Origin of the sequence: Rhizobium sp. BR 249 (assembly GCF_047445895.1) — a bacterium.
GTDB lineage: Bacteria > Pseudomonadota > Alphaproteobacteria > Rhizobiales > Rhizobiaceae > Rhizobium.
In genome coordinates this window covers 1-988 of sequence record NZ_JARWKX010000055.1, presented here as the reverse complement: position 1 = coordinate 988, position 988 = coordinate 1, and the positions used below count along the sequence as shown (strand labels likewise).

The window sequence follows — 988 nt, the reverse complement described above, 5'->3', positions numbered from 1 at the left end:
GCATCACGCCCTGCCCCTGGGTTGATCGAATCGAGGTGCAGAGATTGGTCTTGCGCGACGTGCAGGAATAGCACTCGCGGCATTCGGGCGTATAAAGCGGAATGACGTGATCGCCCTTCTTGACCGAGGTGACGCCCGGGCCGACGTCGACGACGATGCCGGCGCCTTCATGGCCGAGAATGGCGGGGAAGAGACCTTCCGGGTCGGCGCCCGACAGGGTGAAATCGTCGGTGTGGCAGATGCCGGTCGCCTTGACCTCCACCAGCACTTCGCCGGCCTTCGGGCCGTCGAGCTGCACGGTCATCACTTCGAGCGGTTTTCCTGCCTGAACGGCAACGGCGGCGCGAACGTCCATTTCGATATCCTTCCTCTTAAATTGAATTTTCGGTTGTCACATATTCGGATAGACCGGACCTTCACCGCCCTGCGGCGGCACCCAGTTGATGTTCTGGTTGGGGTCCTTGATGTCGCAGGTCTTGCAGTGCACGCAGTTCTGGGCGTTGATGACGAAAGTGTCCTGCCCGTTTTTCTCCACCCACTCATAGACGCCGGCCGGACAGTAGCGCGTCGACGGACCGGCATAGATATCGTGCTCCGATCGCTTCTGCAGGCCCATGTCCTTGACCTGCAAATGCACCGGCTGGTCCTCCTCGTGATTGGTGTTCGACAGGAACACCGAGGACAGACGGTCGAAGGTCAAAACGCCATCCGGCTTCGGATAGGCGATCGGCTTGTGGTTTGCAGCAGGCTCCAATGACTGCGCATCCGTCTTGCCATGACCAAGCGTGCCGAAGAAGGAGAAGCCGAACAGCGTGTTGGTCCACATGTCGAGACCGCCGAGCGCCACGCCGAGCGCCGTGCCGAACTTCGACCACAGCGGCTTGACGTTCCTGACCCGCTTCAGGTCCTTGCCGATGTCGCCGGTCGCCTTGACCTCCACCAGCACTTCGCCGGCCTTCGGGCCGTCGAGCTGCACGGTCATCACTTC

2 protein-coding genes are annotated in these 988 nt (G+C 61.1%); both read right to left on the bottom strand.

The annotated features are described in order from the left end of the window. The coding region (locus QD408_RS27120) for an alcohol dehydrogenase catalytic domain-containing protein (protein WP_414141429.1) at positions 1–355 on the bottom strand (355 nt) is incomplete at its 3' end. Between the two features lie 36 nt (positions 356–391). Beyond that, positions 392–988: 4Fe-4S dicluster domain-containing protein (locus tag QD408_RS27115; protein ID WP_414141428.1), on the bottom strand; the 597-nt coding region annotated here is incomplete at its 5' end.